This window comes from Streptomyces sp. NPDC037290, from assembly GCF_055603245.1.
The window spans coordinates 373185-399526 of sequence record NZ_JBVJVZ010000001.1; the positions used below are offsets into that span (position 1 = coordinate 373185).

A 26342-nucleotide genomic window follows, 5' to 3' on the forward strand; every position below is an offset into this window, starting at 1 on the left:
GGGCGGCCGGGGGTTGGCCCCCGGGTGGGCACGGTCAGCCGGGGCAGCAGGGGTTGTTCTCGCGGTTGAAGGACGCGTTCAACGGTCGCTGAGAAGCCCGCTGAACGGTGAGGGTGCCTCCGGCTTATGCCGGGGGACGCCCCGATTCGGACTCCCTCGGAGGACGTGACAACATGCGGTCATGTCCTCCGCGCTGACCGATCTCTTCCCCCACCCGATCGTGCAGGCCCCCATGGCGGGCGGTGTCTCCGTCCCGCAGCTCACCGCCGCCGTCTCCGAGGCCGGCGGCCTCGGGTTCCTCGCCGCCGGGTACAAGACCGCCGACGGCATGTACCAGGAGATCAAGCAGCTGCGGGGGCTCACCGGCCGCCCCTTCGGTGTGAACGTGTTCATGCCCCAGCCCGAGTATGCGGAGTCGGGCGCCGTCGAGGTCTACGCCCACCAGCTGGCCGGCGAGGCCGCCTGGTACGAGACCGAGCTGGGCGACCCGGACAGCGCCCGGGACGACGGTTACGACGCCAAACTCGCCGTGCTCCTCGACAATCCGGTGCCGGTGGTCTCCTTCCACTTCGGTGTGCCGGGCCGGGAGGTCCTCGACCGGTTCCGCCGGGCCGGGACCCTCACCCTGGTCACCGCCACCACCGCCGAGGAGGCGCTGGCGGTGGAGCGGGCCGGGGCCGACGCGGTGATCGCCCAGGGCGTGGAGGCCGGCGGTCACCAGGGGACCCACCGGGACCTCCCCGAGAACGACGGCTCCGGCATCGGGCTGCTCTCGCTGGTCGCGCAGATCCGCGAGACCGTGCGCATCCCGATCGTCGCCGCCGGCGGCATCATGCGCGGCGGCCAGATCGCCGCCGTCCTCGCGGCCGGCGCGAGCGCGGCCCAGCTGGGCACCGCCTTCCTCGCCACCCCCGAGTCCGGCGCCCCGGCCGTGTACAAGCAGGCACTGACCGACCCCCTGTTCGCCCGCACCGAGTTGACCCGCGCCTTCTCCGGCAGACCGGCCCGTGGACTGGTCAACCGTTTCCTGCGGGAGCACGGCCCGTACGCCCCCGCCGCCTATCCCGAGCTCCACCACCTCACCTCGCCGCTGCGCAAGGCCGCCGCCAAGGCCGGGGACGCGCAGGGCATGGCGCTGTGGGCGGGCCAGGGCCACCGGATGGCCCGCGAGCTGCCGGCCGGGCGGCTGGTGGAGGTCCTGGCGGAGGAACTCGACGCCGCTCGGACAGCGTTGTCGGCCAAGGGAGGCCCGCGATGACCGCGCCGGTGTTCGTCGTCGAGTCGCTGGAGGGCGTGGGCCCCGGCTCGGTCGTCGACGTCACGGGTCCCGAGGGGCGGCACGCGGTCTCCGTACGGCGGTTGCAGCCCGGCGAGACCGTGGTGCTGACGGACGGCAGGGGCCGGGGCGCGGCCGGGGTCGTCGTCGGTGTGTCGGGCAAGGACCACCTGGTCGTCGAGCCCTTCGAGTTCCCGGTGGAACCCGAGCCGAGCCCGCGGATCACCGTCGTCCAGGCCCTGCCCAAGGGCGACCGCGGCGAGCTGGCCGTGGAGACGATGACGGAGACCGGTGTCGACGCGATCGTGCCCTGGCAGGCCGCCCGCTGCATCACCCAGTGGAAGGGCGAGCGGGGTCTGAAGGCCCTCGCCAAGTGGCGGGCCACCGCGCGCGAGGCCGGCAAGCAGTCCCGCCGGCTGCGCTTTCCCGAGGTCGCGGACGCGGCAAGCACCAAGCAGGTTGCCGCACTTCTCGCCAAAGCCGACTTCGCCGGCGTCCTGCACTCCGACTTCGAGCACGTCAGCCGGCCGCTCGCCACCGCAGAACTGCCCACCGACGGTGAGATCGTGCTGGTCGTCGGCCCCGAGGGCGGCGTCTCGCGCGACGAGTTGGCGCTGTTCGAGGAGGCGGGGGCGAAGGCGTACGTGCTGGGCCCCTCGGTGCTGCGTACCTCGACCGCCGGCACCGCCGCGGCGGCCCTGCTGCTGGGCCGCACCGGCCGCTGGTCCTGAACACCCGGGGAGAATGATGGAACTCGCCCAAGTCCGGCTCCTGGTCAGCGACTTCGCTGCCTGCTACCGCTTCTACGCCGACGTCCTCGGCCTCAAGCCGCAGTCGGGCGCGACCGAGGGCCCCTACGAGAAGTTCAGCCCGCACGCCGGCTCCGCGGGGATCGCGCTGCAGGACCGGGTGATGATGGCGGAGGTGCTGGCCGAGCTGGGCGAGACGGCCACCGGTCACCGTTCCCTGGTCGTCCTGCGCGTCGACGACCTGGACGCCTACGTTTCGGAGATCGTCGCCCGTGGTGCGGTCCTTGTGCACGGCCCGGCGGCCATGACCGAACGGATGAGGGTCGCCCATCTCAAGGACCCCGAGGGCAACCTGGTCGAACTCCAGGAGTGGCTGCTGCTGCGCGGGTAGCGGTTCCCCGCGGGGCGCCCGCGACGCACCGAACGGGTGAGTGGCCGTATGCGGCCTTCCCCCCTGCCCGTGCCGGTGGCACCCTGCCCTGCATGGGGGTTTTGAGAGGGAATCGACGCGGCGTGCGGGGCGTGGCCGCAGCCGGGCTGGTCGTCGGCGTCGGGGCGGCCGTGGTGGCCTGTCAGCCCGGTGACCTCAGTTCCGCCTCCGCCGCCTACACCACCGACACCACCGCGACGGCCAGGCTCAAGCAGCAGCATATCGATGTCAGTTGGCTCACCTGCACCGGGAACTACGGGGGCCGCCCGGCGGGGAAGTCGCCCTCGCCCGGTGAGTCCACCGTCGTCTCCGTCGACTGCCGGGGCGAGACCAGGGACCGGCGGAAGATCACCGTCACCGGGAAGGTGACCAGGGCCGTCGACGGAGCGTGCGTGCGCGGCGACCTGACGGCGGAGGCCGGCGGCAGAGAGGTGTTCCATGTCGACGGGCTCGGCGACTGCGACGCCACGCCGGGTCCGACGTACCGGCCGCCCACCTACCTGCCCGGCGGCCGGCCGACCGTGACGGTGACGGTCACCCGGACCCTGTGGTGCAAGGGCGACCCCACCTGCTGGCCGGCCGAGGGCAAGTGATCGGAACGCGAGCGGGGCACACCGGTCACTGCGTACAGTGACGGGGTGACTCAGGGTGCCGCCTATCTCCGATTCCCCCACCTGCACGGCGACTTGGTGACCTTCGTCGCCGAGGACGACGTGTGGCTCGCCCCCCTCGACGGCGGCCGGGCCTGGCGGGTCAGTGCCGACAACCGGCCGGTGACCATGCCCCGGATCTCCCCGGACGGACGGTTCCTCGCCTGGACCTCCACCCGGGACGGCGCGCCCGAGGTGCATGTCGCCCCGGTCGACGGCGGCCTCGCCGACCGGCTGACGTACTGGGGCAACCGCCGTACCGAGGTCAGGGGCTGGACCGCCGACGGACGGGTGCTCGCGCTCGGTGCGCACGGCCGGCACAGTTTCCGCCACAGCTGGGCGCACGCCGTCCCGCTGGACGGCGGACCCGCCGAGACCCTGCCGTACGGTCCGGTCGGCGATGTGGCCGTCGGCCCGGCCACCGTCCTGCTGTCCGCGCCGATGGGCCGCGAGGCCGCCCACTGGAAGCGCTACCGGGGCGGCACGGCGGGCAAGCTGTGGATCGACCGGGAGGGCGGCGGGGAGTTCGTCCGGCTGCACGACGACGTCGACGGGAACATCGAGTGCCCGGTGTGGGTGGGGGACCGCATCGCCTTCCTCTCCGACCACGAGGGCACCGGCGCCCTGTACTCCTCCCTCGCCGACGGCTCCGACCTGCGCCGGCACACGCCCCTCGACGGCTTCTACGCCCGTCACGCCTCCGGAGACGGCCACCGGGTGGTCCACAGCTGCGGCGGTGAACTGTGGCTCCTCGACGACCTGGAGGGCGCCGAGCCGCGCCGGCTGGACGTGCGCCTCGGCGGGCCCCGGATCGATCTGCGGCCCCGTCCGGTGAACGCCTCCCGCTGGTTCGGCGAGGCGTCCCCCGACCACACCGCGCGCGGCAGCGCCGTCTGCGTACGCGGCGGGATCCACTGGGTCACCCACCGCTCGGGCCCGGCCCGCGCCCTCGCCGCCACCCCCGGCGTGCGCGCCCGCACGCCGCGCGCCTTCCGCGCCGAGGGCGAGGAGTGGGTGGTGTGGGTGACGGACGCGGAGGGCGACGACGCGCTGGAGTTCGCCCCGGCCACCGGCACGGTGCCCGGCGCCACCCCGCGCCGGCTCGCGGCCGGACAGCTCGGCCGGGTCCTGGAGCTGGCCGTGGCCCCCGACGGCAGCCGGGCCGCCGTGGCCGCGCACGACGGACGGCTGCTGCTCGTCGAACGCGAGACCGGCGAGGTCCGCGAGGTCGACCGCAGCGACGACGGCGAGGTCTCCGGGCTCGCCTTCTCACCCGACTCCGCCTGGCTGGCCTGGGCCCACCCCGGCCCCCGCCCGCTCTCCCAGCTGCGCATCGCCCACACCACCGACCTCTCGGTCACCGAGGCGACCCCGCTGCGCTTCCAGGACTACGCCCCCGCCTTCACCCTCGACGGCAAACACCTCGCCTTCCTCTCCAACCGCGCCTTCGACCCGGTCTACGACGAGCACGTCTTCGACCTCGCGTTCGTGGTCGGCGCCCGCCCGCACCTGATCACCCTGGCCGCCACCACGCCCTCGCCCTTCGGGCCGCAGCGCCACGGCCGCCCCTTCGAGGCCCCCGACAAGGACGAGACCCCCGACAGCGAGGGCACCCCGGCCACCCGTGTCGACCTGGAGGGCCTCGCCGACCGCATCGTGCCCTTCCCGGTGGAGGCCGGCCGGTACTCCACCCTGCGTGCCGCCAAGGACGGGGTGCTCTGGCTGCGCCACCCCGTGCAGGGCGTCCTCGGCGCCGCCCGCGCCCACCCCGAGGACCCCGACCCGCACACCGAGCTGGAGCGGTACGACCTCGCGCAGCGGCGCCTGGAGCACCTGGCCACGGGCGCCGACCACTTCGAGGTGAGCGGAGACGGCAAACGCGTGCTGCTGTGGAGCGACGGCCGGCTCCGGGTCGTCCCCAGCGACCGCCGTACCGGCACCGACGACGACGGCGACACCAGCGTCTGTGTCGACCTCGCCCGCGTCCGCCAGCCCCTCGACCCGGCCGCCGAGTGGCGGCAGATGTACGACGAGACCGGCCGCCTCATGCGCGACCACTTCTGGCGGCCCGACCTCGGCGGCGTCGACTGGAGCGGCGTCCTCGCCCGCTACCGCCCCCTCCTGGCGCGTGTCGCCACCCACAGCGACCTCGTCGACCTCCTCTGGGAGGTGCACGGCGAGCTCGGCACCTCACACGCCTACGTCACCCCATCCGGCGGCCGCGGCGGCGGCCCCCGGCACGGGCTGCTCGGCGCCGACATCTCCCGCCACCCGGACGGCAGCTGGCGCATCGACCGCATCCTGCCCTCGGAGACCTCCGACCCGGACGCCCGTTCCCCGCTCGCCGCGCCCGGCGTCGCCGTCCGCCCCGGCGACGCGGTCATCGCGGTCGCCGGCCACCCGGTCGACCCGGTGACGGGACCGGGTCCGCTGCTGGCCGGCACGGCGGGCCACCCGGTCGAGCTGACCGTCTCCCCGGCCGGCGGCGGCGAACCCCGCCACACCGTCGTCGTCCCGATCGCCGACGAGGAACCCCTGCGCTACCACGCCTGGGTCACCGGCCGCCGTGCCCACGTCCACGCGGCCTCCGACGGCCGCCTCGGCTACCTCCACGTCCCCGACATGCAGGCCCCCGGCTGGGCCCAGATCCACCGTGACCTGCGCGTCGAGGTGGCCAGGGAGGGCCTGGTGGTCGACGTCCGCGAGAACCGCGGCGGCCACACCTCCCAGCTGGTCGTCGAAAAACTGGCCCGCCGCATCATCGGCTGGGACCTCCCGCGCGGCATGCGCCCCACCAGCTATCCCCTCGACGCCCCGCGCGGCCCGGTCGTCGCCGTCGCCAACGAGTTCTCCGGCTCCGACGGCGACATCGTCAACGCGGCGATCAAGGCCCTCGGCATCGGCCCCGTCGTCGGCACCCGCACCTGGGGCGGCGTCATCGGCATCGACAGCCGCTATCACCTGGTCGACGGCACCCTGGTGACCCAGCCGAAGTACGCGATGTGGCTGGAGGGGGTGGGGTGGGACGTCGAGAACCACGGGGTGGACCCGGACGTGGAGGTCGTACAGAGCCCGCAGGACTGGGCGGAGGGCCGCGACACCCAGCTCGACGAGGCGATCAGGCTCGCGCTGCAGGCCCTGGAGGAGCGGCCCGCGAAAACCCCGCCGGGAATGCCGGCCTGATACGACTACGATGCCCCCGGTATTGATCACCAGCGTGAGGAGGCACACGCATGGCCGGCGAACCGCAGGACGACTGCCTGTTCTGCAAGATCGTCGCGGGTACGATCCCGGCGACGATCGTCCGCGAGACAGACACCACCGTCGCTTTCCGGGACATAAACCCCCAGGCGCCCACCCACATCCTGGTGATCCCCAGGGCCCACTACAAGAACGCCGCCGAGCTCGCCGCGGGCGCCCCGCAGCTGGCCGCCGACGTGCTCGCCGAAACCCAGGCCGTGGCCGACGAGGAGAAGCTCGAAAGCTACCGCACCGTCTTCAACACGGGCGCCGGCGTCGGCCAGACCGTCTGGCACGCCCACGCCCACGTCCTCGGCGGCCGTGGCATGCAGTGGCCCCCCGGATAGCCGGCCGTGTCCGTACGTGAACTGGTGATCCTCGGCACCGCCAGCCAGGTCCCCACCCGCCACCGCAACCACAACGGCTATCTGCTCAGGTGGGACGGCCAGGGCATCCTCTTCGACCCCGGCGAGGGCACACAGCGGCAGATGGTGCGCGCCGGGGTCGCCGCCCACGACCTGAACCGGCTCTGCGTCACGCACTTCCACGGCGACCACTGCCTCGGCCTCGCCGGTGTCATCCAGCGGATCAACCTCGACCAGGTGCCGCACGAGGTGACGGCGCACTACCCGCGCTCCGGGCAGCGCTTCTTCGACCGTCTGCGCTACGCGACGGCCTACCGGGAGACGGTCGGCCTCACCGAGGCACCGGTCGCCGCCGACGGCATCCTCGCGGTGACCGCCTCGTACACCCTGGAGGCCCGCAGGCTGTCGCATCCGGTGGAGTCCTACGGCTACCGCCTGATCGAACCCGACGGCCGCCGCATGCTGCCCGACCGGCTCGCGGCGCACGGGATCAAGGGCCCGGACGTCGGCCGGCTGCAGCGCGAGGGCCGGATCGGGGACGTCACGCTGGAGGACGTCAGCGAGGTGCGGCACGGGCAGCGGTTCGCCTTCGTCATGGACACCCGGCTCTGCGACGGCGTGCACGCGCTTGCCGAGGGCTGCGACCTGCTCGTCATCGAGTCGACCTTCCTGGACGACGACGTGGAACTGGCGGTGGAGCACGGTCATCTGACGGCCGGCCAGGCGGCGACGGTGGCCCGCGACGCCGGGGTGCGGCACCTCGTCCTCACCCACTTCAGCCAGCGCTACTCGGACCCGGAGGAGTTCGAGCGGCAGGCGCGGGCGGCCGGCTTCGAGGGGGAGCTGACCGTGGCGCACGACCTGCAGCGAGTGCCGGTTCCGAAACGGCGATAAAACACCCGTACGATGCTTTGATGCCCCTCCCGAAAGCAGAACTGCACCTCCACATCGAAGGCACTCTGGAGCCGGAGCTGGCGTTCGAGCTGGCCGCCCGCAACGGCGTCGAGCTGCCGTACGCCGACACGGACTCACTCCGCAAGGCCTACCAGTTCGAGGACCTCCAGTCCTTCCTGAACCTGTACTACGAGCTGATGGCCGTCCTGCGCACCGAGCGCGACTTCACGGACCTGGCCAACGCCTACCTGGCCCGCGCCGCCGCCCAGAGTGTGCGGCACGCGGAGATCTTCTTCGACCCGCAGGCCCACCTCGCCCGGGGCGTGTCCATGGGCACGGTCGTGGAGGGGCTGTGGCGGGCACTCGCCGGCAGCGAGGAGAACCACGGCATCTCCACCCGGCTCATCCTGTGCTTCCTGCGTGACGAATCCGCCGAGTCGGCCAGGGAGACGCTCGAGGCAGCGAGGCCGTATCTGGACCGGATCACCGGGGTCGGCCTGGACTCCGCCGAGGTCGGGCACCCCCCGGTGAAGTTCCGGGAGGTGTACGAGGCCGCGGCCCGGCTCGGGCTGCGCCGTGTCGCGCACGCCGGGGAGGAGGGTCCGCCGGAGTACATCACCGAGGCCCTGGACGTGCTCGGCGTGGAGCGTGTCGACCACGGGCTGCGCTGCGTGGAGGACCCGGTGCTGGTCGAGCGGCTGGTGCGGGAGCGGATCCCGCTCACCCTGTGCCCGCTGTCCAACGTCCGTCTCCGCACCGTCGACACCCTCGCCGACCACCCCCTTCCCGCCATGCTCGACGCCGGGCTGCTGTGCACGGTCAACTCCGACGACCCCGCCTACTTCGGCGGGTACGCGGGCGACAACTTCGCGGCCGTGCACCGGACCCTGGGCCTGTCCGAGGACCGGCTGCGGGAACTGGCCCGCAACTCCTTCCTGGCCTCCTTCCTGGAGGACGACGAGGAGCGGCGGGCCCGTTACCTGGCCGAGGTCGACGCGTACGAGTTCGGGGACGGGGTGTCGTAAGCCCCCTGCGGCAGCACGGTGGTTGACGGTCGCTCTTCGGGCTCTCTACCCTCTGTTCTCATACGTGGACGTCATTCATAAGGGGAGATGGTCAGGTGGGCGGCGATCCGAGTCCCGAGGGTGTGGCGCGGCGGTTGCGGGACGGAATGGCCCGCGGTGTGCTGTCCTTTCCGCTCACCGCGTTCCACGACGACGGCGCCCTCGATCCCGACGGCTTCCGCGCCCATGTCAGGGGCCGGCTCGCCGCCGGGCCCGGCGCCGTCTTCCCGGCCTGCGGCACCGGGGAGTTCTTCTCGCTGGACGAGGAGGAGTACCGGACCGTCGTCCGGGTCACCGTCGAGGAGGCGGCCGGGCGGGTGCCGGTCGTCGCGGGGACCGGCTACGGCTGGGCGCAGGCGGTGCGGTTCGCACGGATCGCCGAGGACGCCGGCGCCGACGCGCTGCTCGTGCTGCCGCACTACCTCATCGACGCCCCGCAGGAGGGCCTGGCCGCCCAGCTGGAGCGGCTCGCCGAACGCACCCGGCTGCCGCTGATCGCCTACCAGCGCGGCCAAGTCGCCTATACGGTGGGCGCGTTGCGGCGCATCGCGCGCATCCCGAACGTCATCGGCCTCAAGGACGGCCACAGTGACCTCGACCGCCTCCAGCGCCTCACCCTCGCCGCCCCCGACGGCTTCCTCTTCTTCAACGGTGCCGCCACCGCCGAGATCCAGGCCCGCGCCTACGCCACCGTCGGCGTCCCCGCCTACTCCTCCGCCGTGCACGCCTTCGCGCCCGAGATCGCCGACGCCTTCTTCACCGCGCTCCGGGACGGGCAGGACGGGACGCTCGACAAACTGCTGCGGGAGTTCTACGTCCCCTTCGTCGAACTCCGCGACCGCGCGCCCGGATACGCGGTGTCCCTGGTGAAGGCGGCGGCCCGGCTGCGCGGGCAGCGCGTCGGCCCCGTGCGCGCCCCGCTCACCGACCCCGCGCCCGCCGACCTCGCCGACCTCAAGGCCCTGCTCACCACCGGACTCGACCTCGTAGGAGCGTCCCTGTGACCCGTGACCTGACCATCGCCGAGGTGCGGCTGACACCGATCCTGGTCGCCGACGCGCCGCTGCTCAACACCCAGGGCGTGCACCAGCCGTACACCCCGCGCCTGATCGTCGAGGTCGTCACCGCCGACGGCATCACCGGGCTCGGCGAGACCTACGGCGACACCAGGTACCTGGAACTGGCCCGCCCGGCGGCCGAGCAGCTCACCGGGCGATCGGTCATGGATGTGAACGGGCTGTTCGCCATCGACCTCGGCGTCGACGAGTCGCGGGTCGAGGGACAGGTCGACGCGGGCGGGCTGCGCGGGGTGCAGAGCGCCGACAAGCTGCGGCTGTCGGTGCTGTCCGCCTTCGAGGTCGCCTGCCTGGACGCCCAGGGCAAGGCGCTCGGGCTGCCCGTGCACGCACTGCTCGGCGGCAAGGTGCGGGACGCCGTCGAGTACAGCGCCTACCTCTTCTACAAGTGGGCCGGCCATCCGCGGGGCGTGGCCTGCGAGCGGGACGACTGGGGGGCCGCGCTCGACCCTGCCGGGGTCGTGGAACAGGCGCGGCTGCTCAAGGAGCGGCACGGGTTCACGTCGTTCAAGCTCAAGGGCGGTGTCTTTCCGCCGGACGAGGAGATCGCGGCCGTACGGGCCCTCGCCGGGGCCTTCCCCGGGCACCCGCTGCGCCTCGACCCCAACGGCGCCTGGTCGGTCGAGACCTCACTGAAGGTGGCGAAGGAGCTCGGGGACGTCCTGGAGTACCTGGAGGACCCGACGCTGGGTACGGCCGCGATGGCCGAGGTGTCGGCGGGGACCGACGTCCCGCTCGCCACGAACATGTGCGTGACCACCTTCGGGGAGATCAAGGAGGCCTTCACGCGCGACGCCGTGCAGGTCGTCCTCTCCGACCACCACTACTGGGGCGGGCTGCGCAACACCCAGAAGCTCGCCGCGATCTGCGCCGCCTTCGGGGTCGGGGTGTCGATGCACTCCAACACCCACCTGGGGATCAGCCTCGCCGCGATGACGCAGGTCGCGGCCACCGTCCCCGGACTCCACCACGCGTGCGACTCCCACTACCCCTGGCAGTCCGAGGACGTCCTCACCGAGCGGCTCGCGTTCCGCGGCGGAAAGGCCGAAGTCTCCGACGCCCCCGGCCTCGGGGTCGAACTCGACCGGGACGAACTGGCCCGGCTGCACCGGCGGTGGGCCGAGGACGACGGCTCGCTGCGGGACCGTGACGACGCGGCGGCGATGCGGGCGGGCGAACCGGGCTGGCGGCAACCGGTGATGCCCCGCTGGTAACACCCTTCGCGGTGCGACATGTGGTGCACACTGGCCAGATCCGCACCACGCCAGGGAGCGCACCGTGACCCCGTCGCACACGATCACCGGAGAGGAACCGGAACACCTCACCCAGGCCGCGCGCTGTCAGGCCCAGGTCGATCCGCTCGCCGCGCTGCGTGCGCCCGGCGACCCGCCCTGGGACGTCTATCTGACGGGCACGGTCTTCCTCGACATCATCTTCACCGGCCTGGACTCGGCGCCCGTGCGCGGCACCGAGTCCTGGGCCCGGGGGATGGGCTCCAGCCCCGGCGGGGTCGCCAACATGGCCACGGCCCTGGCCCGGCTCGGACTGCGGACCTCCCTCGCGGCGGCCTTCGGGGACGACCACTACGGCGAGTACTGCTGGGACGCGCTCGAACAGGGCGAGGGCATCGATCTGTCGGCGTCGCGGACGGTACCCGGCTGGCACTCGCCGGTGACGGTGTCCATGGCGTACGAGGGTGAGCGGACGATGGTCTCCCACGGGCACGAGCCGCCGCCGGAGGCCGTGCTGGACGGGGCCCCCGACTGGCCGCCCCGCGCGCGTGCGGCCGTCGCCTCGCTCACGCCCGGTACGCGGGCGCCGTGGATCGCCGAGGCGGCGCGGGAGGGAACGCGGATCTTCGCCGACGTCGGCTGGGACGAGACCGGGGCGTGGGATCTTTCCGGGCTCGCCGATCTGGAGCACTGCGAGGCGTTTCTGCCGAACGAGGAGGAGGCGAAGCGGTACACGGGGGCCGACTGCCCGAGGCTCGCCGCGCATGCCCTGACGGAGTACGTGCCGGTGGCTGTGGTGACGCTCGGGTCGGAGGGGGCGTACGCGGTGGACCGGCGGACGGGGGAGGCGGCGGAGGTGCCGGCGATCGCCGTGGAGGCACTGGATCCGACGGGGGCGGGGGATGTCTTCGTCGCCGGGTTCGTGACGGGGTCGCTGGCGGGGTGGCCGCTGGCGGACCGGCTGGCCTTCGCCGGGCTGACGGCTGCTTTGTCGGTGCAGGAGTTCGGGGGGTCCTTGTCCGCGCCGGGGTGGTCGGAGATCGGGGCGTGGTGGCGGCGGGTGCAGTCCCTTCCGGGGCAGGATCCGGCGGCGCTGCAGCGGTACGCGTTCCTGGAGGGGCTGGTGCCGGAGGAACTGGACCGGCCGTGGCCGCTGCGGCGAGCGGTCCCGACGATCGGCTTCGGCCGGTCAGCCTGACCCACCGGGGGCTCCGGCCCTGGCCGTGGAGCTCTCGGCCGCCTGGGCGGTGGCCTCCGGCCGGGGGTGTGGTGCCGGGGCTGGGGTGGGGGAAGGCCCCTGGAAAAGTCCTACAGGCTTGTCAGTGCCCCGTCGTACCCTGGAATCGCGAGGCCGCCCTCAGCTGTGCGGCCGTGAGAAGGAGGAAGCGCAGGCCTTCAGCGCCGGCCCATGACACAGACACCCACAGCTCACACCCCCGCGCAGGAGCAGGCGAGAGCGCAGTTCACCGTCCCCGCCCAGCACCCCATGGTGACCGTGCTGGGTTCCGGCGACTCCCTCCTGCGTGTCATCGAGAGGGCCTTCCCGGCGGCCGACATACATGTCCGGGGCAATGAGATCAGCGCGGTCGGCGACCCGGCCGACGTCGCTCTGATCTCGCGCGTGTTCGACGAGATGATGCTGGTGCTCCGCACCGGGCAGCCGATGACGGAGGACGCAGTGGAACGCTCGATCGCCATGCTCAAGGCGAGCGAGAACGGGACGAGCGACGGGCCGGAGACCCCGGCGCAGGTACTGACGCAGAACATCCTGTCCTCGCGGGGGCGGACCATCCGCCCCAAGACCCTCAACCAGAAGCGGTACGTCGACGCGATCGACAAGCACACCATCGTGTTCGGCATCGGGCCCGCCGGTACCGGCAAGACCTACCTGGCCATGGCCAAGGCCGTACAGGCCCTGCAGTCCAAGCAGGTCAACCGGATCATCCTGACCCGGCCGGCGGTGGAGGCGGGGGAGCGGCTCGGGTTCCTGCCCGGCACGCTCTACGAGAAGATCGACCCCTACCTGCGCCCGCTGTACGACGCGCTGCACGACATGCTCGACCCGGACTCCATTCCACGGCTCATGGCCGCCGGGACCATCGAGGTCGCGCCGCTCGCGTACATGCGTGGCCGTACGCTCAACGACGCCTTCATCATCCTGGACGAGGCCCAGAACACGAGCCCCGAGCAGATGAAGATGTTCCTCACCCGCCTCGGCTTCGACTCGAAGATCGTGATCACCGGTGACGTGACGCAGGTCGACCTGCCGGACGGCACCAAGTCCGGTCTGCGGCAGGTGCAGGAGATCCTGGAGGGCGTCGAGGACGTCCACTTCTCCCGGCTGTCGTCCCACGATGTCGTCCGGCACAAGCTGGTGGGCCGTATCGTCGACGCGTACGAGAACTACGACAGCAAGCACGGCACCCAGAACGGCGCGCACAAGGCGCAGAGCCGGGGCAAGGCCGGGCACAAGGGGAAGTAGACCAGCACGACCATGTCGATCGACGTCAACAACGAGTCCGGCACCGAGGTCGACGAGCAGGCGATCCTCGACATCGCCCGCTACGCACTCGCACGGATGCGCATCCACCCGCTCTCCGAGCTCTCGGTGATCGTCGTGGACGCCGACGCCATGGAGCAGTTGCACATCCAGTGGATGGACCTGCCGGGTCCGACCGATGTCATGTCGTTCCCGATGGACGAGCTCCGGCCGCCGTCGAAGGACGACGACGAGCCGCCGCAGGGCCTGCTCGGCGACATCGTGCTGTGCCCGGAGGTCGCCGCCAAGCAGGGGGCGGAAGCCTCGACGCAGCACTCCATGGACGAGGAGCTCCAGCTGCTCACCGTCCACGGCGTGCTGCACCTGCTCGGCTACGACCACGAGGAGCCCGACGAGAAGGCCGAGATGTTCGGGCTCCAGGCCGCCATCGTCGACGGGTGGCGGTCCGAGCGGGGGCTGACCGGGCCGTCCCCGGCACCGACCGTCTCGTAAGCGGGCCGGTCCTCGTATGAGTCCGCAGATCGTGGTCGGGGCGATCGCGCTGGTCGTCGTGGCCTGGCTCGCCGCCTGTGCGGAGGCGGGCCTCGCCCGGGTCTCCAGTTTCCGCGCCGAGGAGGCCGTCAAGTCCGGCCGGCGCGGCAGCGCCAAGCTGGCCCAGGTCGCCGCCGACCCCACCCGCTATCTCAACGTGGCCCTGCTGGTCCGCGTCGCCTGCGAGATGGCGGCCGCGGCCCTGGTGACGTACGCCTGCCTGCAGGAGTTCGCCGCCACCTGGCAGGCCCTGCTGATCGCCATCGGCGTCATGGTCCTGGTGTCGTACGTCGCCGTCGGGGTCTCCCCGCGCACCATCGGCCGCCAGCATCCCCTGAACACGGCGACCGTGGCCGCGTACGTGCTGCTGCCGCTGGCCCGGATCATGGGGCCGATTCCCTCGCTGCTCATCCTCATCGGTAACGCGCTCACACCCGGCAAGGGCTTTAGGCGCGGCCCGTTCGCCTCCGAGGCGGAACTGCGCGCGCTGGTCGACCTCGCGGAGCAGGAGTCGCTGATCGAGGACGAGGAGCGCCGGATGGTGCACTCGGTCTTCGAGCTCGGCGACACGCTCGTGCGCGAGGTCATGGTGCCGCGCACCGACCTGGTCACCATCGAGCGGTTCAAGACCATCCGGCAGGCCCTCACCCTCGCCCTGCGCTCCGGGTTCTCCCGGATCCCGGTCACCGGCGAGAGCGAGGACGACATCGTCGGGATCGTGTATCTGAAGGACCTGGTCCGCAAGACGCACATCAGCCGGGACACCGAGAGCGACCTGGTCTCGACGGCCATGCGGCCCGCCGTCTTCGTGCCCGACACCAAGAACGCCGGTGACCTGCTGCGCGAGATGCAGAAGGAACGCAACCACGTCGCCGTCGTCATCGACGAGTATGGCGGCACGGCCGGCATCGTCACCATCGAGGACATCCTCGAGGAGATCGTCGGCGAGATCACCGACGAGTACGACCGGGAACTGCCGCCGGTCGAGGACCTCGGCGACAACCGCTTCCGGGTCACCGCCCGCCTCGACATCACCGACCTCGGCGAGCTGTACGGCCTGGAGGAGTACGACGACGAGGACGTGGAGACCGTCGGCGGACTGCTCGCCAAGGCCCTCGGCCGCGTCCCCATCGCGGGCGCGTCCGCCGAGGTCGAGCTGCCCGACGAGCGCCGGCTGAAGCTGACCGCGGAGGCCGCGGCCGGCCGCCGGAACAAGATCGTGACCGTCCTGGTCGAACCCGCCGGGGAGGCGAAACCCGAGTGACGCCCAAGGAGCTGCGCGCGCTCTGCCTGTCCTTCAACGCGGCCGTGGAGGACTTCCCGTTCAACCCGGAGACCTCGGTCTTCAAGGTGCTGGGCAAGATGTTCGCCCTGACGAACCTGGGCGCGCGGCCCCTGACGGTCAACCTCAAGTGCGACCCCGAGGACGCCGTCAGACTGCGGGCCGAGCACGAGGGGCTGATCGTCCCCGGCTGGCACATGAACAAGCGCCACTGGAACACGGTGACGGTCGTCGGCACGCTCCCCGAGCGGCTGGTCAGGGAACTGGTCGAGGACTCGTACGACCTCGTCGTCGCGGGGCTGCCGAAGGCGGAGCGGCTGCGGCTGGACCGGCCGTGACATCCCTCCGCTGACCAGCGGCGCGGGGGGGGGGGGGGGGGGGGGGGGGGGGGGGGGGGGGGGGGGGGGGGGGGGGAGAGCGAGGGGGACGTCGCTCACCCCCCCCCCCTCCCCCCCCCCCCCCCCCCCCCCCCCCCCCCCCCTCGCCCCCCCCCCCCCCCCCCCCCCCGGAGCGGGATCGTTCAGAGTCCGGCGCGGCCTCGGCGCAGGCCCAGGCCGACCAGGACGGCGGCGGCGAGGACCACGCCCGCGTCCAGCGCGAGGACCGTGTGGACGCCGGCCAGCAGGTCGGGGGAGGTGGTGGCCAGCACACCCAGCAGCGGGATGCCGATCGTGATGCCGACCTGCTGGGTGGAGGTGACCAGGCCGGTGGCCAGGCCCTGCTCCTGGTCCGGGACACCGGAGGTCACGGTCAGGCCGTACGAGATGATCGCGCCCAGGTGGAACATGCTGGCCAGGGACACCGCGGCGGTGGCCGTCCACACCGACCAGGTGTGCGCGTTCAGCAGGAGCAGCGCCGCGATCAGCGCGCCCTGGCCGGCCAGCGAGCCGACGAGGGTACGGCGGGCGCCGAAGCGGCCGATCACCTTCGGGGCGAGCGTGCCGGCGACGGCCGACAGAATGCCCTGGACGCCGAAGACCAGACCCGTCTCGAACGCCGACAGGTGCAGGATCTCCTGCAGGTACAGGGTCAGGACGAAGATCACCGTCGACATCATCGAGAAGGTGACCAGGCCGCCCAGGTTGCCCCAGGCCACCGTGCGGCGGCGCAGCATGGGCAGCGAGACCAGGGGGGCGGCCGAGCGGGACTCGATCACCGTGAACGCCGCCAGCAGGAGGAGGCCGGCGACCAGGGTGGCCAGGACGTCGGGGCGGGCGAAGCCGCGGTCGGCGGCCGTGGACAGGGCGTAGATCAGGGACAGCAGACCGGTGGTGACGGTGACCGCGCCGGGCACGTCCAGGCGCGGGCGGTCCGGCGTGCGGGACTCGGGCAGCAGGGCCGGGGCGAGGGGCAGCACGATCAGCGCGGACACGGTGAGCAGGGCCATCGTGGAGCGCCAGCCGAGCGCGTCGGTCAGCATCCCGCCCGCGACCATGCCGACCGTGTAGCCCAGCGACATCACCGTGCCGGCGATACCGAGGGCGCGGTCACGGGCCGGGCCCTCCGGGAAGGTGGTGGTCAGCAGGGACATCGCGGCCGGCACGATCGCCGCCGCACCGAGGCCCTGCAGCGCGCGTCCGGCGAGGAAGGACGCCGGATCCCAGGCCAGGGTCGCCAGCAGCGAGGCCGCGCCGAACAGGGTCAGGCCGGTCAGGAACAGCTTCCGGCGGCCGTACAGGTCGCCGATGCGGCCGAACAGGAGCAGGAAGCCGCCCGAGGGCAGCGCGAACGCGGTGACCGCCCACTGCAACGCCGAGCGGCTCATGCCGAGGTCGGTGCCGAGTTCGGGCAGGGCCACGTTCAGGACCGAGAAGTCCAGCGCGACCATGAACTGGGCGGCGCACAGGACGAACAGGACGAGCTTGTCACGCGTCGACAACCGGGGTGCCGCGGGGGTGTCGAGTGGTGTGCCGGTGGAGGTGGTGGACTCTGTGGTGGTGTCGATCGCCATGACAAAGAGCTTCGGGCGAACGGAATACCGGTGGGGAGTCGCAACTTATGGTGGTGGTGGCACCACCAGAGACGACTCGACGGGGGAGGAGCGGTACGTGCCTGCTGCTGAGGCGATGCGCAGTCATCGGCGCGACGAACTGCGGGAGTTCCTGATGAGCCGGCGCGCCCGGGTCAGCCCCGAGCAGGCCGGGCTGCCGGCGGGCGGGGGCCGGCGCCGTACGCCCGGGCTGCGCCGCGAGGAGGTCGCCGTGCTGGCCGGCGTGGGCGCTTCCTGGTACCAGTGGCTGGAGCAGGGGCGGGAGATCTCCGTCTCGCCGTCGGTGCTCGACTCCGTGGCCCGGGTGCTGCGGCTGAGCGACGCCGAGCGCCGGCACCTGTACCTGCTGGCCGGGATGAACCCGCCGGCGCCCGAAGTGGCGCCGGAGAAGCGGGACATGTGCGACGGGCTGCGGCGGCTGATCGACACATGGATGCCGTATCCGGCGCACATCATGGACCTGTACTACAACTGCGTGATGTACAACGACGCGGCCGCGATCGTGCTCGGCATGCGGCCGGACATCACCCAGAACTGCCTGGTCGACTTCTTCACCGACCCGCTCTACCGGGCGCGCAGCCAGAGCTGGGAGCGGAACGCGCGTACGGTCGTGGCGCAGTTCCGGGCCGCGTGCGCCGCGCGGCCGGACGACGAGGGGTTCCGGGAGGTGCTCGCCGAGGTGAGCGCCGCGAGCGACGAGTTCGTGGCGCTGTGGGCGGAGCGGGACATCGAGGACCAGGGACAGGTGCGCAAGGAGCTGGCCCATCCGCTGGCCGGGTTGCTGGTCGTGGAGTCGACGGTACTGAAGGTGCCGGTCCGGCCCGACCTGATGATCGTGCTGCACACACCGCTGGACGAGGCCGACACCGCCGAGAAGCTGGAGTGGCTCGCCTCTCCGGAGGGACGGCGGGGCGCGATGTATCCCGTGGCGGGGTGAATGCCGGGTGGGCCGCACGGCTTCGTATGCTCTGGGCATGACCGAGAGCAACGCGCTGGATCCCGAGGACCGCAAGATCGTCACCCTGGCCCGTTCCGCGCGGGCCCGTAACGGTGTGCCGGAGGGCGCGGCCGTACGGGACGAGACCGGGCGCACCTATGTGGCCGGGTCGGTCTCGCTGCCCTCGCTGGAGCTGAGCGCGCTGCGGACGGCTGTGGCCATGGCGGTGGCCTCGGGGGCCACGTCGCTGGAGGCGGCGGCGGTGGTCAGCGAAGCGGAGTCGGTGCCGGCCGAGGACGTGGCCGCGGTGGCCGACCTGGGGGGTGCGGGGACGCCGGTGCTGCTGGCCGGGCCCGACGGGGTCGTGCGGGTCACCGTTTCCGCCGCTCGCTGAGAGGCCCCGGCCGAACGAAAGGTCGGCTGGAATTCAACCTTGTTGGCTTCTCTCCCTTGCGCATCAATGAAGCCGTACATCCCGACGGGCCGTCAGATCCGCACCGCCGAACGCAGGGGGTCCGCACCCGCCTGCCCAGGCCTCTCGCCCGTCGGCGTCCCCCCACACGGCACTCCCCCAGGGAAGGGAAGCGGATCCCCATGAGAGGCAAGCGCACCACAACGGGTGCGGCGCTGGTCGCCGGGGCCCTCGCGGTCACCGGACTCGCCTTCGCGCCCACCGCGGCCGCCGTCACCCCACAGTCGGCGACCATCACCGCGAGCTGCGGCATCTTCGGCGGCGGTACGGCCACGCTCACCGCCACCCAGAGCGGCACCTCCGCCACCGTCACCCTCACCTCCTCCGCCATCTCCGCGCCGGTCGCGGTGGCCCAGGACTCCATCTCCTCCACCCTCACCCTCGCCAGGGCCGGCGGCGGCTCGGTCGTGTTCAGCGGTACGAAGAACCCCGCCATGAACACCGGCGACCCGGTCAGCGTCGGCCCGCTCCCCGGCACCGTCGCCTCCGGTGACAGCCTGGACGCCTACGGCGGCTCGCTGAAGATGGTGATCTTCGGGGTCACTGTGACCTGCACCGCGAACGGTCCGCAGTCCCCCGGCCCGTTCGTCTTCGACTGAGCGATGTGTTCCGGATGCCGCAGAAACTGATGATCCGTCAGTTTTCTGCGGCATCTCCATTGACTTCTCACCCCCGCTCCACATCAATGCCCCCTGTCGGCGCAGATGAGCCGCTGCGCCCGCAACCCTCAGGAGGGGGCCCCATGGGTTCGACACCCCCAAGACCACGAAGATCCCGACGGTGGCGCTGGGCGTCACTGTTCGGGGCGACCGCCCTCGCGGTCACCGCGGGCGGCGCGCTGGCCTTCCCGGCCGGTGCCGCCGGCACGAACGTGGACTTCGCCACGCACTGCATCCCGCCCGCCGTCGCGGGCATCCCGCCGATCGACGGCACCACCACCGCCGCCGTCTCGGTGGACAAAGCCAGCCCGAAGGTCGGCGACACCGTCACCGTGACCTACACCGTGGTCACGGCCGCCGCGTCCAACCCCACCGACCTCGCCCTGCCGGCCGACATCATGACCCCGACCGGCAAGGTCACCCTCGGCGGCGCCCAGACCGGTGACATCACGGTCGCCGGGCCGAAGAAGAACCCGCCGGTGCCGGGGAAGGCCGCCTTCCCGTCCTTCTCCATGACCGGCACGTTCACCGTCACCAAGGCCGGACAGATCACCCTCTCGCCCGGCGACTACAACATCCACACCAGCTACATCCTGGAGCTGGACACCCCCTGCACGGTCACCAACCCGCCCGCCCCGGTGTCCCAGACCGTGACGGCCACCGACGGGACTCCGGCCAACACCCGTGCCATCTCGCTGAGTTCCGCCTCCGGTGACCCGGGCGCCGCTGTCACCGTCACCGGCAGCAACTTCACCCCGGGCGCCACCGTCACGCTGGCCGGGCGGTCCGGCGGCACCCAGACCGCCGACACCGCGACCGTGACCGCGAACGCCCAGGGCTCCTTCAGCGGCTCCCTCGTCGTCAAGGACAAGACGACGACCGGGATCGTGGCCTACGAGGGCGGCTCCTGGAGCGCGGACAAGGGCGCGGGCCCCGCGGCCTACGTCGTCAACGACAACACGCCCGTCCCGCCCGGCAGCCAGAAACTGACCACCACCGTCAAGGCGGGCACGCTGTCCATGTCCCAGGCCGGGGACTCCGTCGCGCTGTCGGCGGTCGACTTCGGCAAGGGCGGGGCCTCGACGGGCAAGCTCCAGACCGTGACCGTGCAGGACTTCCGGGGCGGGCCCGCGGGCTGGTCCCTGACCGGCAAGGTCACCGACTTCACCGGTCCCGGCGGCAGGATCGACGCCGGGAAGCTGAGCTGGACCCCCGCGTGCGCGACCAAGCCGGGCAGCCCCAGCACCTGCAAGGCCGGTTCGGCGGGTTCGGTGAGCGGCTCGGGGGCGACCCTCGCGTCCACCCCGGACGGCACGCTCACCGGCGGTGAGTTCACCGTCGACGCCGGACTCTCCCTGGACGTACCGGCGTTCACACCTCCGGGCGCCTACTCCGGCGTGCTCACACTGACGCTCACCTGAGCGTGCGGGCGTCCGCACCCGCCCGTTCCCCCGTCTCCCGCCCCTGTCCTCCGTCCGTGGGGGTCCGCACCCATGCGCAAGCTGTACGTCCTCCTCCTGGGCCTGATGCTGACATGGCCGGCCACGCCCGCCCACGCCGCCGACAACGGCAGCTGGGCCGTCTACCCGGTCGCCTCGAAGGTCGCCGCGCGGCCGTACTTCTACCTCTCCGCCGACCCCGGCCAGACCCTCACCGACAAGGTCGCCGTCCAGAACAAGACCGGCAAGCCGCTCACCTTCCGGCTCTACGCGGCCGACGCCTACAACACCGCCCGCGACGGCGGGTTCGCCGTACGCACGCTGAAGGAGCGGATGCTCGGCGTGGGCGCCTGGGCGAGGCCCGCCCGGTCACGGATCACCGTGCCGGGGCACAGGACCGTCACCGTGCCGTTCACGCTGCGCGTCCCGGACGGGGCCGAGCCAGGGGACCATCCCGGTGCCATCGTCGCCCTGGACGAGCACGTCGACCCCGGCAGCGGGCGGCTCGCGCTCGGGGTGCGGCGGGCCGTCGGCGCCCGTGTCTACCTCCGGGTCGGCGGGCCCACCCTGCCCGCGCTCTCCGTGGGACAGCTGCACATCAGCCACCACCAGCCGCTCGTCCCCGGCCTCGGCGACAGCACGGCGACCATCTCCTACACCCTGCGCAACACCGGGAACGTCACCCTCGGCCCGAAGGTGGAGCTGAGGGCACACGGGCTGTTCGGCCGTACGCTGCTCGACCGCGAGCTGACCCGGGTGCCCTCCGAACTGCTGCCGGGGCAGTCCGTACGGCTCACCGAGACCTGGCGCGGCGCGCCCCAACTCGACCGGGGCGACGTGACACTGACCGCGAGCGCGCCCGGCACCCGGCAGTCGGCGAGCGCCACCTTCCTCGCGCTGCCCTGGCTCGCCGCGGCGCTGGTGTTCCTCGCGGGCGTGGCGGCCGGGGTGCTGCTCGTCAGAGCGCGTCGGGGCCGCGTTCGCCGGTCCGCACGCGGACGACCGTCTCCACGGGTACGGACCACACCTTCCCGTCCCCGATCTTCCCCGTCTGCGCGGCCCTGACGATCGCGTCGATCACGGCGTCGGCGTCCGCGTCCTCCACGACGACCTCGATGCGCGCCTTCGGCACCAGGTCGACCCGGTACTCGGCGCCCCGGTACACCTCGGTGTGGCCGCGCTGCCGGCCGTAGCCGCTCGCCTCGGTCACGGTCAGACCGTGCACGCCCAGCTCCTGCAGGGCGGTCTTGACCTCGTCCAGACGGTACGGCTTGACGATCGCGGTGATGAGCTTCATGCCTGGGTGTCGACCTTCTGCGTGCCGGCTGAGGTGAGGACGGAGTGGGAGACCGGGGCGCCATGGCCCAGGACGCCGTGATCGTATGCCGTCTCGGCGTGCACCGTAAGGTCCAGGCCGGTGTACTCCTGCTCCTCGCTCGCGCGCAGGCCCATCGCCCTGTCGAGCAGCTTGCCGAGACCGTACGTCACCGCGAAGGCGTACCCGGCCACGACGGCCACGGCGAGCGCCTGCCTGCCGAGCTGGGCGAGTCCGCCGCCGTAGAAGAGGCCCTGCGCGGTGCCGGTCATGGCCTTCTCGGCGAACAGGCCGATCAGCAGGGTGCCGATGACGCCGCCGACCAGGTGGACGCCGACGACGTCCAGGGAGTCGTCGTAGTTCAGCTTGAACTTCCAGCTCACCGCGTAGGAGCAGACGACACCGGCGGCGAGGCCGACGATCAGCGCGCCGAGCAGGGAGACCGTGCCGCAGGACGGGGTGATCGCGACCAGGCCGGCGACCGCGCCGGAGGCGGCGCCCAGGGTGGTGGGGTGGCCGTCCCTCCTCTGCTCGACGAAGAGCCAGCCGAGCAGGCCGGTGCAGCCGGCGGCGAGGGTGTTCAGGAAGGCGGCCGCGGCGAGCCCGTTCGCGCCGAGCGCGCTGCCCGCGTTGAAGCCGAACCAGCCGAACCACAGCAGACCGGCGCCGAGGATCACCATGGGCAGGTTGTGCGGGCGCATGGCGTCCTTCTTGAAGCCGAGCCGCGGGCCGAGGACCAGGCACAGGGCGAGGCCCGAGGCGCCGGAGGCGATCTCGACGGGCAGACCGCCCGCGAAGTCGAGCGCGCCGAGCCCGTTCGCGATCCAGCCGCCCGGGCCCCACACCCAGTGGGTGATCGGGACGTATACGAGCAGGGTCCAGACGGGGACGAAGACCAGCCACGCCGAGAATTTCGTCCGGTCGGCGACCGCGCCGCTGATCAGGGCGGCCGTGATGATCGCGAAGGTGAGCTGGAAGGTGGCGAAGAGGAGCGTGGGGACCGTGCCGTGGACGCTGCCGGGACCGAGGTGGGCCATCCCGGCGTGGCCGAGGCCGCCGATGAGCCCCGCGAAGGCGTCGTCACCGAAGGCGAGGGAGTAGCCCGCCGCCAGCCACACCACCGTGACCAGGGCGATCGACACGAAGCTCATCATCAGCATGTTGAGGACGCTCTTCGTGCGGACCATGCCGCCGTAGAACAGGGCCAGGCCCGGGGTCATCAGCAGGACGAGGGCGGTCGCGGCGAGCAGCCAGGCGGTGTCGCCGGTGTTCACGTGCGCGGCGGCGAGGGTCACGGGCGTCTCCAACGGTGTGGGGGCTCGTCAGAGATTCACCGGCACGCGTTTCCGGTCGTGTACGGATGTGTTTCCGTGACGTTTCGTTGCGTGAGGGTTACCGGAACCTCACGGTACGGCGGGCCTCGTGGATCAGGGAGAATGAACGGCATGAGCGTTCGCACCCAGTCATCCGAGCAGCCGGCCGAGACCGTCCACCGCGCCGGCTTCGCCTGCTTCGTGGGCCGCCCCAACGCGGGCAAGTCCACCCTCACGAACGCTCTGGTGGGGCAGAAGGTGGCGATCACCGCCAACCAGCCGCAGACGACGCGGCACACCGTGCGGGGCATCGTGCACCGGCCCGACGCCCAGTTGATCCTGGTGGACACGCCGGGACTGCACAAGCCGCGCACGCTGCTCGGCGAGCGGCTCAACGACGTCGTCCGCACCACCTGGGCCGAGGTCGACGTGATCGGCTTCTGCCTGCCGGCGAACGAGAAGATCGGACCCGGTGACCGCTTCATCGCCAAGGAACTGGCCGGGATCCGCAAGACCCCGAAGGTCGCCATCGTCACCAAGACCGACCTGGTCGACTCCAAGACCCTGGCCGAGCAGCTGATCGCGATCGACCAGCTCGGCAAGGACCTGGGCATCGAGTGGGCGGAGATCGTGCCGGTGTCGGCGGTGGGGGCCAAGCAGGTGGACCTGCTGGCGGACCTGCTGATCCCGCTGCTGCCGGAGGGCCCCGCGCTCTACCCCGAGGGCGACCTCACGGACGAGCCCGAGCAGGTCATGATCGCGGAACTCATCCGTGAGGCCGCGCTGGAGGGTGTCCGCGACGAGCTGCCGCACTCCATCGCCGTGGTCGTCGAGGAGATGCTCCCGCGCGAGGACCGTCCCGCGGACCGCCCCCTGCTGGACATCCACGCCAACCTTTACATCGAGCGCCCCAGCCAGAAGGGCATCATCATCGGCCCCAAGGGCAAGCGCCTGAAGGAGGTCGGCATCAAGTCCCGCAAGCACATCGAGGCACTGCTGGGCACACCGGTCTTCCTGGACCTGCATGTGAAGGTGGCGAAGGACTGGCAGCGTGACCCGAAGCAGCTGAGGAAGCTCGGTTTCTAGCCGGCGGCGCCCTGCGGGGTCATGTTCTGCAGTCCCACCACCCTCAGCAACTGCAGCCGCTCGTACGACTCCGTTCCCGGGCGGGCCGTGTGCAGGACCAGACGGTGGTGGGCGTCGTCGCTGAGGAGGGCCTCGCAGTCCAGTTCCAGGAGGCCCACCACGGGGTGCCGGAAGCGTTTGGTGCTGCCGCGCCGGACGGCCACCTCGTGTTCCTCCCAGAGCCGGGCGAACTCCTCGCTGGCCGCGCGCAGTTCGGCCACCAGCGCGGCCGGTTCCGGGTCGTCGGGGCGGGCGGCGGCGACAGCGCGGAGGTTCGCCACATGGATCCGCGCGTGCTCCGGCAGGTCCTCCGGCGGGAACAGCTCGCGTCCCTCCCGGTCCAGGAAGAAGCGGCGGATCAGGTTGCGCTCGCGCGGCGGACGGGCGGCCGCGTCGCCGGACAGGGCCCGCGACAGCGCGTTCTGCGCCAGGATCTCGCCACAGCCCGTCACCACCATCGCCGGCGCGTCGTGCAGCCGGTCCAGGACCAGCAGCAGCCCGGGCCGCACATGGGCCGAGGTGCCTTCCCGGCGTGGCGGCTCCTCGCCCGCGAGGTGGAAGAGATGGTCGCGTTCGTCGTCGGTCAGCCGCAGCGCCCGGGCCAGGGCGGTGAGCATCTGCCGGGACGGCCGTGGTCCCCGGCACTGTTCCAGCCGGGTGTAGTAGTCGACCGACATGCCGGCCAGCGAGGCCACCTCCTCCCGCCGCAGACCGGGCGTACGGCGGCGGGCGCCGGGCGTGAGGCCCACGTCGGAGGGGCCCAGGCGGGCACGGCTGCGCCGCAGGAAGTCGGCGAGTTCGACTCGGTTCACCCCTTCAGGGTGGGGCAGGACGCGGGGCTTATCCAGGGAGTGCCACTCCCCTGATCGGGAGGTCTCTCCCGCCCTGCGCGGCATCGTCCGACAGTGGTGGCACCGGTTTGGGAGGAGCAGAACATGGTGACACTGGTGACGGGCACGACGGGCCAGGTCGGCCGGCGCTTCGTGCCGAGGCTGCTGGCACAGCGGCAGCCGGGGGAGCAGGTACGGGTCCTGGTGCGGGACGCGGCGCGCGGCGAGGACTTCGCGGAGCTGGGCGCCCAGGTCGCCGTCGGCGATCTGCGGGACGACGAGGCGCTCGGCAAGGCGCTCGCCGGGGCGGACGCGGTCGTGAACATCGCGGCGTCCTTCCGCGGGGTGCCGGACGAGGAGGCGTGGGCCGTCAACCGGGACGCGGCCGTGGCCCTGGGCCGCGCCGCGCTGGCCTCGGGCGTGCGGCGCTTCGTACAGGTCAGCACGGGGCTCGTGTACGGCGCCGGGCGGGGCCGCCCGCTGACCGAGGACGACGAGATCCGGCCCGGCGGCGCGATGTGGGGCGCCTATCCCGAGTCGAAGGCGGCGGCCGAACGGGAGCTGCTCGCGCTGGAGGGCATGGACGTGCGCGTCGCCCGGCTGCCCTTCGTCTACGGCGACGGCGACCCGCACCTCGCCCAGTCCCTGCGCTGGGCCGCGCACTGGGCGTCCACCCAGCGGCTGCACATGGGCCACCACGCCGACGTCGCCCAGGGGCTGCTGCGCCTGCTGTACGCACCGGCGGTGAACGGCCCGGTGCACAACATCGCCGACGACGCCCCCGTCACGGCGGTCGAGCTGCACCAGGTCAATGGGGCCGAGGTGCCCGCCGGCATGCACACCCGGACCGACCCCGACCCGTGGCTGGGGATCATGTCCACGCAGAAGATCCGCCGGGATCTCGGGTTCCGCCCCCTCTACCCGACCGTCTGGGCCGCCCGCGACGCCGGAGCCCTCTGACCCGCTCGGGCCT

General features: G+C 72.3%; 26 protein-coding genes. 22 read left to right on the plus strand and 4 right to left on the minus strand.

The genetic code is table 11. The features are described from left to right. Nucleotides 1–181: 181 nt before the first annotated feature. The 15 genes from ACZ7HQ_RS01700 to ACZ7HQ_RS01770 all read left to right on the plus strand — a co-directional run bounded on the left by ACZ7HQ_RS01700 (nucleotide 182) and on the right by ACZ7HQ_RS01770 (nucleotide 15627). A complete protein-coding gene (locus ACZ7HQ_RS01700) occupies nucleotides 182–1258 on the plus strand; it encodes a nitronate monooxygenase (RefSeq protein ID WP_470983282.1) in 1077 nt (358 codons plus the stop codon). Next, nucleotides 1255–2007: a 16S rRNA (uracil(1498)-N(3))-methyltransferase gene (locus ACZ7HQ_RS01705; RefSeq protein ID WP_470983284.1), complete on the plus strand. Its 753-nt coding sequence runs from the start codon at nucleotides 1255–1257 to the stop codon at nucleotides 2005–2007. Before ACZ7HQ_RS01700 ends, ACZ7HQ_RS01705 begins: the two co-directional genes overlap by 4 nt. A gap of 16 nt (nucleotides 2008–2023) precedes the next feature. Then, complete coding sequence (locus tag ACZ7HQ_RS01710; protein WP_470985152.1) at nucleotides 2024–2416, plus strand: VOC family protein; 393 nt, start codon at nucleotides 2024–2026, stop codon at nucleotides 2414–2416. 92 nt (nucleotides 2417–2508) lie between these two features. Continuing rightward, complete coding sequence (locus ACZ7HQ_RS01715; protein ID WP_470983286.1) at nucleotides 2509–3048, plus strand: hypothetical protein; 540 nt, start codon at nucleotides 2509–2511, stop codon at nucleotides 3046–3048. A 45-nt stretch (nucleotides 3049–3093) separates the two neighbouring features. Continuing rightward, nucleotides 3094–6288: a S41 family peptidase gene (locus tag ACZ7HQ_RS01720; protein ID WP_470983289.1), complete on the plus strand. Its 3195-nt coding sequence runs from the start codon at nucleotides 3094–3096 to the stop codon at nucleotides 6286–6288. 50 nt (nucleotides 6289–6338) lie between these two features. Continuing rightward, nucleotides 6339–6692, plus strand: coding sequence for a histidine triad nucleotide-binding protein (locus ACZ7HQ_RS01725; protein ID WP_470983292.1), 354 nt, complete (start codon nucleotides 6339–6341; stop codon nucleotides 6690–6692). 6 nt (nucleotides 6693–6698) lie between these two features. After that, nucleotides 6699–7604 (plus strand): ribonuclease Z, encoded by a 906-nt coding sequence (locus tag ACZ7HQ_RS01730; RefSeq protein WP_470983294.1) that lies wholly within the window; start codon nucleotides 6699–6701, stop codon nucleotides 7602–7604. Nucleotides 7605–7624: 20 nt separating this feature from the next. Then, nucleotides 7625–8629, plus strand: coding sequence for an adenosine deaminase (locus ACZ7HQ_RS01735; protein ID WP_470983297.1), 1005 nt, complete (start codon nucleotides 7625–7627; stop codon nucleotides 8627–8629). Nucleotides 8630–8775: 146 nt separating this feature from the next. Continuing rightward, complete coding sequence (locus ACZ7HQ_RS01740) at nucleotides 8776–9672, plus strand: 5-dehydro-4-deoxyglucarate dehydratase (protein ID WP_470985155.1); 897 nt, start codon at nucleotides 8776–8778, stop codon at nucleotides 9670–9672. Further along, nucleotides 9669–10958 carry a glucarate dehydratase family protein gene (locus ACZ7HQ_RS01745; RefSeq protein WP_470983299.1) on the plus strand — a complete coding sequence of 430 codons (1290 nt, stop codon included), beginning with the start codon at nucleotides 9669–9671 and terminating at the stop codon, nucleotides 10956–10958. The genes ACZ7HQ_RS01740 and ACZ7HQ_RS01745 overlap by 4 nt, the downstream gene beginning before the upstream one ends. A 64-nt stretch (nucleotides 10959–11022) precedes the next feature. Continuing rightward, nucleotides 11023–12174 (plus strand): carbohydrate kinase family protein, encoded by a 1152-nt coding sequence (locus tag ACZ7HQ_RS01750; RefSeq protein ID WP_470983302.1) that lies wholly within the window; start codon nucleotides 11023–11025, stop codon nucleotides 12172–12174. Between the two features lie 210 nt (nucleotides 12175–12384). After that, nucleotides 12385–13458 carry a PhoH family protein gene (locus tag ACZ7HQ_RS01755; RefSeq protein ID WP_470983304.1) on the plus strand — a complete coding sequence of 358 codons (1074 nt, stop codon included), beginning with the start codon at nucleotides 12385–12387 and terminating at the stop codon, nucleotides 13456–13458. Nucleotides 13459–13470: 12 nt separating this feature from the next. After that, the gene (gene ybeY / locus ACZ7HQ_RS01760) at nucleotides 13471–13968 is read left to right on the plus strand and encodes an rRNA maturation RNase YbeY (RefSeq protein WP_470983306.1); all 498 of its coding nucleotides are present in this window, start codon (nucleotides 13471–13473) and stop codon (nucleotides 13966–13968) included. A 16-nt stretch (nucleotides 13969–13984) separates the two neighbouring features. Continuing rightward, nucleotides 13985–15271: a hemolysin family protein gene (locus ACZ7HQ_RS01765; RefSeq protein ID WP_470983307.1), complete on the plus strand. Its 1287-nt coding sequence runs from the start codon at nucleotides 13985–13987 to the stop codon at nucleotides 15269–15271. Beyond that, a complete protein-coding gene (locus tag ACZ7HQ_RS01770; RefSeq protein ID WP_470983309.1) occupies nucleotides 15268–15627 on the plus strand; it encodes an MmcQ/YjbR family DNA-binding protein in 360 nt (119 codons plus the stop codon). The genes ACZ7HQ_RS01765 and ACZ7HQ_RS01770 overlap by 4 nt, the downstream gene beginning before the upstream one ends. 182 nt (nucleotides 15628–15809) lie before the next feature. Here ACZ7HQ_RS01770 and ACZ7HQ_RS01775 read toward each other — a convergent pair whose 3' ends face one another. Continuing rightward, nucleotides 15810–17240 carry an MFS transporter gene (locus tag ACZ7HQ_RS01775; protein WP_470983311.1) on the minus strand — a complete coding sequence of 477 codons (1431 nt, stop codon included), beginning with the start codon at nucleotides 17238–17240 and terminating at the stop codon, nucleotides 15810–15812. 115 nt (nucleotides 17241–17355) lie between these two features. Between ACZ7HQ_RS01775 and ACZ7HQ_RS01780 the strand changes: the two genes are divergently transcribed. From ACZ7HQ_RS01780 to ACZ7HQ_RS01800, 5 genes are all read left to right on the plus strand, one after another. Then, on the plus strand, nucleotides 17356–18216 hold the full coding sequence (locus tag ACZ7HQ_RS01780; protein ID WP_470985158.1) for a helix-turn-helix transcriptional regulator: 861 nt from the start codon (nucleotides 17356–17358) through the stop codon (nucleotides 18214–18216). Nucleotides 18217–18253: 37 nt separating this feature from the next. Next, nucleotides 18254–18610 carry a cytidine deaminase gene (locus ACZ7HQ_RS01785; protein ID WP_470983314.1) on the plus strand — a complete coding sequence of 119 codons (357 nt, stop codon included), beginning with the start codon at nucleotides 18254–18256 and terminating at the stop codon, nucleotides 18608–18610. Nucleotides 18611–18810: 200 nt separating this feature from the next. Continuing rightward, nucleotides 18811–19287 (plus strand): hypothetical protein, encoded by a 477-nt coding sequence (locus ACZ7HQ_RS01790; RefSeq protein WP_470983317.1) that lies wholly within the window; start codon nucleotides 18811–18813, stop codon nucleotides 19285–19287. 143 nt (nucleotides 19288–19430) lie between these two features. After that, a complete protein-coding gene (locus ACZ7HQ_RS01795; protein WP_470983319.1) occupies nucleotides 19431–20768 on the plus strand; it encodes a beta-xylosidase in 1338 nt (445 codons plus the stop codon). Between the two features lie 72 nt (nucleotides 20769–20840). After that, entirely contained in the window at nucleotides 20841–21851 is a 1011-nt protein-coding gene (locus ACZ7HQ_RS01800; protein ID WP_470983321.1) for a DUF916 domain-containing protein, read from the plus strand. Here ACZ7HQ_RS01800 and ACZ7HQ_RS01805 read toward each other — a convergent pair. Then, nucleotides 21745–22083, minus strand: coding sequence for a P-II family nitrogen regulator (locus ACZ7HQ_RS01805; protein ID WP_470983324.1), 339 nt, complete (start codon nucleotides 22081–22083; stop codon nucleotides 21745–21747). The two genes, ACZ7HQ_RS01800 and ACZ7HQ_RS01805, sit on opposite strands and share 107 nt — an antisense overlap. After that, nucleotides 22080–23396, minus strand: a complete 1317-nt coding sequence (locus tag ACZ7HQ_RS01810; RefSeq protein ID WP_470983327.1) for an ammonium transporter — start codon at nucleotides 23394–23396, stop codon at nucleotides 22080–22082. Before ACZ7HQ_RS01810 ends, ACZ7HQ_RS01805 begins: the two co-directional genes overlap by 4 nt. Nucleotides 23397–23546: 150 nt before the next feature. Here ACZ7HQ_RS01810 and era point away from each other — a divergent pair, with 150 nt between their 5' ends. Beyond that, nucleotides 23547–24500, plus strand: coding sequence for a GTPase Era (gene era, locus ACZ7HQ_RS01815; protein WP_470983330.1), 954 nt, complete (start codon nucleotides 23547–23549; stop codon nucleotides 24498–24500). On the opposite strand, the gene ACZ7HQ_RS01820 is transcribed toward era, so the two are convergent. Further along, nucleotides 24497–25351, minus strand: a complete 855-nt coding sequence (locus ACZ7HQ_RS01820; protein WP_470983333.1) for a helix-turn-helix transcriptional regulator — start codon at nucleotides 25349–25351, stop codon at nucleotides 24497–24499. The genes era and ACZ7HQ_RS01820 overlap by 4 nt on opposite strands. 123 nt (nucleotides 25352–25474) lie before the next feature. Here ACZ7HQ_RS01820 and ACZ7HQ_RS01825 point away from each other — a divergent pair, with 123 nt between their 5' ends. Continuing rightward, on the plus strand, nucleotides 25475–26329 hold the full coding sequence (locus tag ACZ7HQ_RS01825) for an NAD-dependent epimerase/dehydratase family protein (RefSeq protein WP_470983335.1): 855 nt from the start codon (nucleotides 25475–25477) through the stop codon (nucleotides 26327–26329). The last annotated feature ends 13 nt before the right edge of the window (nucleotides 26330–26342 follow it).